This is a genomic window from Anaerococcus sp. AGMB09787, from assembly GCF_022808955.1.
GTDB lineage: Bacteria > Bacillota > Clostridia > Tissierellales > Peptoniphilaceae > Anaerococcus.
In genome coordinates this window covers 1-7,327 of record NZ_JAKZEY010000041.1, presented here as the reverse complement: position 1 = coordinate 7,327, position 7,327 = coordinate 1, and the positions used below count along the sequence as shown (strand labels likewise).

The window sequence follows — 7,327 nt, the reverse complement described above, 5'->3', positions numbered from 1 at the left end:
AGTTAGAGTAAATTTATCTTTCATATTGAACCTTATTTTCAGAAAATTAGAAAATCATATTTTTTAAAATGATATCAAATTTTATAACAAAAACCTAATTTTATATCTTGGTGTTTCCAGTTGGATTTTTTGGTGCTTCCAGATGGGTTTTTTGGTGTTTCCAGACGGATTTTTTGTTGTTTCCAGGTGGGTTTTTTGTTGTTTCTTAGTCCCTCGAACACTAGTAAACTCAACGGGCCTGAGCCGCCTAAAAAGTATATAAAAATATATATAAAAATATAGATAAAAAGCTACGCAGTTATCCACAAATCTATAATTAATAAATATTTTTATTAAAGTATATTTGAATAATAAGAAACTATAAATCCATAAGTGATTTTCTTCGAATACGAACCCGCTAGGAGCTAACGCTCCGTCGCCAGCCCTTTACGCAAGGGCTTCAAAGTAGCACTTAGGGAAAATGAACTAACAGAGTTAACCTAGATATAGTCTATTTGCCCCGTATTTGACCTTTCTAGGCGTTTATTTGCAAAATTAGTATATTTGTATGACTAAGTTAGAATAAACCAAAATAGGGGCGTTTAAAGAGCTATAAGAGCTATTAAGAAGCTATAGGAATACATATAATAATAAGCTATTAGCATTTACCCTAGATAGGCTAAAATCGTTCGTATTTGCCCCGTAGTTCGAAGAAAACATATCTAGGCATATAATTATATGCCTAATTAATTTAAATCGCTTAGAAAGCAAATTAGAGCGTCTAAACAATATAAACAATAAAAAAGAAGCTCCAGCCTAAGCCTTCGCCCCTTCAGTGTACATATATTATATCAAAATCAACCTTGCTTGACAATTTCTGTAAAGTCAGACCAATCCTCAACCTTGAAAGCTCTTATATCCCTAACACTTTTTTTGAACCATTCAATTTTAGATAACTTATTTATTGCAAGATAAACATTAGTTAAATTATTTTCATTTGTAGGATTGATATATACGCTTCCTTGTGTCCATTCAAAACCAATGCTTTCTAATTCTTGTCTAATCTCATCATAAGCTCGGTTGTAAAGTTCCCCGTATTCGGCTTTTAATACGTCTATTTCTAAATCAAATACGATAGCATACATATTTTTACCTTTGCTTTTCTGGGTCTTACTCTCTACATATTCTCTTAAATAAGGCTTATATTTTGCTCTAATTTCATCGTAATTCATTTATTAATACTCTCCCCTATCTCTTTTACGGTTAAATTGCCTTACAACTCATTCTGTGCGTTTTCTAAGTGTAGAATGGGTAACTTTCATAAACTCTTATGGGGTCATTGGTAAGAAGGTCATCAAAATTATTAAGGGGTCGCTATTAGCTATCCCCTTTTATTGTCTGTGCAGTCTTTTAATGGGGTGTCATTATTATTGATCCCCTAGGTCATTAATACTAATATGGGGTAGCAAATCACGACTTTATAATTTTATTAATTTAAGTTATGTTTTACGCCCTAAGTTAAAATTAGGTCGCTAATTAGATGCCCTCGGTACTACCTATGCCGTCCATAATATAGACGTTATCCTTTTGCTTAAGTTGTTCCCTATACATTCTGTAATATTTAAGCCTGTAAAGGTAAATGCTGTGTTCTGTATGCTTAACTCTTTTTTTTCTTTTCTAGGCCTATCATATCATAGCCCCCGCCTAAAGCGGGGCTAATGATATTATTAATAATATTAATAATATTAGGCTTTTTTTGTCCTCTGTACATATTGAAAACAAGCCATTTAAAAATTTTTTAGCTGTTCGATACCCCCCCTTTTTTTTTGTATTAGTTAGTTTTTGCCTCCTGCTTTTTTTTAGAGTATTTTTTATTTAATCTCTTAACTTGGCTAGGGTAGTTTTTAAATTCATTTGATTTATTTTTGTAAAGTTAGATAATTTTTATTTTCATCTTGTTAATATCTTGTTAATAAAATATATTGTTTCCGTCTTATTTAGTTCTCCAACATTCAATTACTTACACAAGTAATATGTACGATGAATTAAAAAACAAAAAAAACACATTATAAATCAGGACATTCCCATAAAAAAATCTATAAATCTATATATAAATAAGACCAATTCTAACTAATTTGGTAAAATAAAAATGCGTATATTACTATATGCGTTGAAAGGAGGTGATTCTCCTTGAAATTTGTTGACGATTTGTTTTTGGCTATCGCAGCGAATGTAATAGCTTATTATGTTTGCAAGTGGCTTGATAGCTTTTCTGACAAGGAAAAATAAGCACAAAAAACAGGTAGTGTTCTCAGCCCTACCTGTTTTTTAATTGATTTTTTATTTAGCTATCTGTTGACGATTGCTTATATTTATTATACCCAAAATAAAAGTAAAGCAAAGAAGTGAACTACCCCCATTTCTTATAATAACAAATCCGTCGCTTACATGGCTAGATAAGAAGCTTGAAAATCAGTAATTAGCATAAAAAAAGACCAGGTATGCCGACCTGATTCTTTTTTTGTGCATTTCGATTAACGTAATTTATTTAGTCATATATATTATACTAATCTAGCCGACTTTGGACAAGCTTAGTTCCCTTTTAATTTTTACTATTTTTTTCTTCCAGCACCTCTTTAAAATATTCTTCACGTCTTTTTTCTGCATAGGATTTTGCAAATTCTGTCCCGTCTTTGCTTCTGTAAGGCTTTTTCTTATACGTTTGTTTTTTACCTGGTACTTTATTAAATTTGTTTTGATCCCAAGCATCGTTTTTTTCTGGCTCCCAGGTAAATTTATATCCTATAACGGGCGTTCCTTTTGTGTTTGCTTTAACTATTTTAACTTTTAAGTCTTTAAAATGTGGCCCTAAGTCTCTAATTCCATTTTTTACAATTCTATCGTTAATTCTACCAACATTATAACTTTTAGGTATATCCATAAGCCTTTTAAATTCATCTAAATCAAATTCCCTTTTTCCTACAGTTTTCCATTGTTTTAGCAATCTAAATAAAGTTTTAGAATACGTAGATTCAATTTGGATAAATTCTTCTAACATAAATTTTGTCCAATTTCCTTCATTCCAACGGTTTAAAATATATTCAAACTCGGGATTTACTTTTAGAATTAACTCCATATTTGTCAAATCATCTTCCCAAGTTGCTTTAAATTTCAAGAACAAAGGCATAGCTTCATAAGAATTTTTTGTTTCTTCGAGATAGGTAAGTGTTCCTATTTTATCTACTAAACTTTTTATTGTATCTCTATATCTTTTATTATGTGTAACCGTATATTTAGCCAATTCTGCTAATTCGTATTTATCCATAATAATTTCTTTTGTTCCCTCATCACGCAGTTTCGTCAGTACGGCAAAAAAGAAATTCATTTCTTCGGCAGTCCGTTTTCGCATTGGTATAGAATTTACCTGGTTTTTATATTGTGTTATTTCTTTTTTATTTTTCATAATATAATGACTCCTCTAAAATAGTTAGTCATAATATACTATTAAAAATAAAAGATGACGAGTTTTTTTATTTGTCATTATAAACCGACAATTTGTCATTATAAACCGACAATTTGTCATTATAAACCGACAATTTGTCATTATAAACCGACAATTTGTCATTATAAGAAAAAATAAATGGCTAAATTTCAACAAGGAAACCGGGAAAATTTCGCTCTAAATACTATATAAATATTATATAAATATTAGGTAAATAGTACCCCCCCAAAAAAAAATAAAAATTTTTATGAGGGTAAAAGGTCAAAATTTCTAACGAAATTTTTCCAGTTGTAGATGACAAAAAAGATAATTTTTCGCTACGCTCAAAATTCTCGTTTATAGTTTTGATATAAAATTAATTAGATAAATAAAAAAATCCCAATCCTAAAAATAATTCTTCGAATACGAACCCGCTAGGAGCTAACGCTCCGTCGCCAGCCCTTTACGCAAGGGCTTCAAAGTAGCACTTAGGGAAAAGGAACTAACAGAGTTAACCCAAATATAGTCTATTTGCCCCGTATTTGACCTTTCTAGGCGTTTATTTACAAAATTAGTATATTTGTATGACTAAGTTAGAATAAATCAAAATAGGGGCGTTTAACGAGCTGTAAGAGCTATTAAGAAGCTATAGGAATATATATAATAATAATAAGCTATTAGCATTTACCCTAGATAGGCTAAATTCGCTCATATTTGCCCCGTAGTTCGAAGAAAACATATCAAGGTATATAAACTAGTCTAAAACGATTAGAGGGCAAGAGGGCAAATCCCTTTATAAAAAAAATAAAATGTATCAAAAATGTATCGTTTTGGTCTCGAAATTAGGTGTGAATTTCATGTTTCTTCTTTTCTTGAGTATAAACGTGAATTTGGAGTTTAGAAAATTTCTTGGCAATGGTTGTCACAAGACAAGAAAAAAGTTAAAGATGATGCAGAACCTAAAGCAAAAAAAATCGGATTTATGACGCCGATGATTTCTTTTACTATTATAGTGAATATGACGTTGTTGATATTTCAGATGAAGAATATAAGAAGCTAAAGGCTCTTTATATTAAATTATATGGTGGTTGGGATAATATTGATTTAAAAAATACGAGCTATAACGGCATAAATGAAAAAGGAAAAAGACAGATCATAGGCTTAGATCTAAGCGCTAGAGAAAGAGAATACTCATGGTCAAACTTCTTTGAATATTTAAAATCTAGAGGACTATCTGGACTAAAAATGGTAATATCTGATGCCCACAAAGGCTTAGTCAAAGCAATAAAAGAAACATTTATAAATGTATCATGGCAAAGATGTCAAGCCCATTTTCTAAGAAACATCCTATCAAAAGCACCAAAGAAAAACGCTGAAGAATTTAGGGCAGATATAAAGGCTTTACTTAAAATCCAAGATGTATCTCTAGCAAGAAAAATGAAAGATGAGATATTCGTAAAATATGAAAAAGAAAAGAAATACCAAAACTCGTTAAAGACCTTAAATGAAGGATTTGAAGATGCATTTTCATATTTAGCTAATAATGTAATTCATAGCAGACTTAGATCAACTAATTGCTTAGAAAGACTAAATGAAGAAATAAGAAGAAGAGAAAAAGTAATTAGAATATTTCCTAATGAAAAATCTGCTATACGCTTAATAGGCGCAATCCTCATTGATATCAATGAGGATTGGATAACATCATCTAGGATATATATTAAGATGTAATAAAAAATATTGTATTAGATTAATTTACACAATATTATGGACTTGACTAGTTGTGTTGAGTTTTTTAATAATAAAATGTATAATGTTTGTGACTAGAAAGAAAGTAGTTCCATTTGGAACGCAAAAAAGACAGGAGACCCTAACAAACTCCTGTCTTTTTTATTGTTTGGCTAGTTACTATCTTTTCTGTTTTTGAATTTTTGTAGCAAGCTGTCTAGCCATTTGCAGATGTAGTGACTAGTTACATCTACCATGACAGCTAATACGAAAGAAAGTATTTTTTCCATTTGAAACGCCCCCTTTCTGTTACCAGTATAGGGATAGTAACGTAACCATTATAGCAGATATTTATATGTTTTTATAAAATTTGTAGAAGAGGAACTTAATTTCATACAAAAAGAGCTCGTCAATCTATGTTTACTATTGTATGGGTGTTTGTTCTAGGATATTGTATGATAATCCTTGGTAATTCAATTGACGAGCAGTATATAATCAATTATACTTCTATTAGAATAGAAACTAATTTGAAATTTTATATTCAAATAGTTGGAATGCCATCAACTATAATAACAATCAATTGTGAGTGGTAAAATTTATTTAAAGAGAGAAATAAGATGTCAAAATATAAAAAATACTTACTAAATACTTTTCTAATACTAGCTATATTTATCTCATGTTCAAAGCTTTCTTTTGCACAAGCAACTGGAAGAATTAAAGTATATGCTAATGTGATGAAAGAACAAAATTATCCTATAACTTTTAAAATTTATGAAGAAGATGGGGAAACTTTATTTAAAGAATATGTTTTAGATGAATCAAATGATTGGAAGGTCGAAGATTCTATTCCAACAGGAAACTATGAAGTAAAAGCTAGTATGAAAAGAAATTCGGATTTTGAATTTATAAAGTATCCATTTGAAAGAAAAATGGAAGTAAAAGAAGATCAACAAGCTACAAGTCTTGATGATGGAGTTTTTACAATTTTGCAAGTAGAGAAAAGATCACTTGATGAATTTAGAGTTCTTTTAGCCTATCAAGATGAAGATGGTAATTTCAAAAGTGGGGAGCATACAAAAGAAGAAGCTATGGCTCTTCAAGAAGAGTTGTTAAAAAGGCAGGCTGAAGGTACTATACGCTTGTATAATGAGGATCCAGATGAAGCTGATAGGAAGGTTAAAGAATCTGATAAATATTTTGATGAAAGAATCGAAAAGCTTAATAATGGAATAGATCCTGATAAAGAAGACAAAAGAAAATCAGATGATAGCACAGAAAACCTTGAAAAAGCTGATAATAATGATGACAATACTGAAAATAAACAAAATGATGATAGTAAATATATTACTAGTGTAGATGAAAAAAATACCGAAAAAACTTTTAACATAGAAGAATCTAACGATTTAGAGGATGACTATACTGACCTTGAAGATAAAAAAGATAAAGGCTCAAGTGTTGTAAAAATAGTAATAATAGTTTCTTTAGCGATATTAGTTATTTTGGCTTTGTACTATTTGTTTATTTTTAAAAGAAAAAAGCTAAATTAAGAAAAAAAGAAATTGAGGAATATGAGATAAACACGTTTGGTAGAAAACTATAAAATCTATCTTTTTCAGAATTTAAACACTAAATTAAGTGGTTCTAAAATATTAATTTATTGATGGTGATATGTATGTTACATAAAAATAGTAAAAATGTAAAACAAAGAGAAAAAGAATATTTTGAAGAGTCTAGACAAAACTTTCTAGATAGGATGCTTTCTCAAAATCCTGGCAAATTAACACCAGAAGAGAAACAGAGAGGAGAAAACTTTAGGAAGAAATTAAAAGAATATGAAAAAAATGTATTTGGTAAAAAGTTGTAAACAGTGAACTACCCCCACTTAAAGCTTAATGCTTTTGAAGTGGGGGCATATTGCTTCATTCTCTACTGCGATAAATCTGATTGATAAAACACAACAGATTAATCGTCTTACACAAAGTCCACAAGCGTAAATTCGTCTAGAGTTGGAGGATGGGAAAAGATAGATTTGGAGCATACGGACTATAACGGCAAGAAGTGGTAATAAAAGGAAAATAAATTAAAATATGACAAAGATTAGAATTTAAAAAAGAGGGCTAGTTTAGTCCTCTTTTTTACTTA

General features: G+C 29.9%; 5 protein-coding genes. 3 read left to right on the top strand and 2 right to left on the bottom strand.

The window, feature by feature from the left end; genetic code table 11:
• Positions 1–836: 836 nt before the first annotated feature.
• A complete protein-coding gene (locus MUN42_RS07770; RefSeq protein ID WP_279323821.1) occupies positions 837–1,211 on the bottom strand; it encodes a virulence protein in 375 nt (124 codons plus the stop codon).
• Between the two features lie 1,370 nt (positions 1,212–2,581).
• Positions 2,582–3,442, bottom strand: a complete 861-nt coding sequence (locus MUN42_RS07765) for a replication initiation protein (RefSeq protein WP_243344130.1) — start codon at positions 3,440–3,442, stop codon at positions 2,582–2,584.
• A 996-nt stretch (positions 3,443–4,438) separates the two neighbouring features.
• On the opposite strand from MUN42_RS07765, the gene MUN42_RS07760 reads away from it, so the two are divergent.
• The 3 genes from MUN42_RS07760 (at position 4,439) to MUN42_RS07750 (ending at position 7,049) form a co-directional block, all read left to right on the top strand.
• Entirely contained in the window at positions 4,439–5,188 is a 750-nt protein-coding gene (locus tag MUN42_RS07760; RefSeq protein WP_347708770.1) for a transposase, read from the top strand.
• A 614-nt stretch (positions 5,189–5,802) separates the two neighbouring features.
• A complete protein-coding gene (locus MUN42_RS07755) occupies positions 5,803–6,732 on the top strand; it encodes a hypothetical protein (protein WP_243344129.1) in 930 nt (309 codons plus the stop codon).
• Positions 6,733–6,857: 125 nt separating this feature from the next.
• Positions 6,858–7,049, top strand: coding sequence for a hypothetical protein (locus tag MUN42_RS07750; RefSeq protein WP_243344128.1), 192 nt, complete (start codon positions 6,858–6,860; stop codon positions 7,047–7,049).
• Positions 7,050–7,327: the final 278 nt, after the last annotated feature.

Bases quoted from the DNA above. Each gene is read 5' to 3' on its own strand.
- MUN42_RS07770 (WP_279323821.1), bottom strand. From the start codon at position 1,211: ATGAATTACGATGAAATTAGAGCAAAATATAAGCCTTATTTAAGAGAA.
- MUN42_RS07765 (WP_243344130.1), bottom strand. From the start codon at position 3,442: ATGAAAAATAAAAAAGAAATAACACAATATAAAAACCAGGTAAATTCT.
- MUN42_RS07755 (WP_243344129.1), top strand. From the start codon at position 5,803: ATGTCAAAATATAAAAAATACTTACTAAATACTTTTCTAATACTAGCT.
- MUN42_RS07750 (WP_243344128.1), top strand. From the start codon at position 6,858: ATGTTACATAAAAATAGTAAAAATGTAAAACAAAGAGAAAAAGAATAT.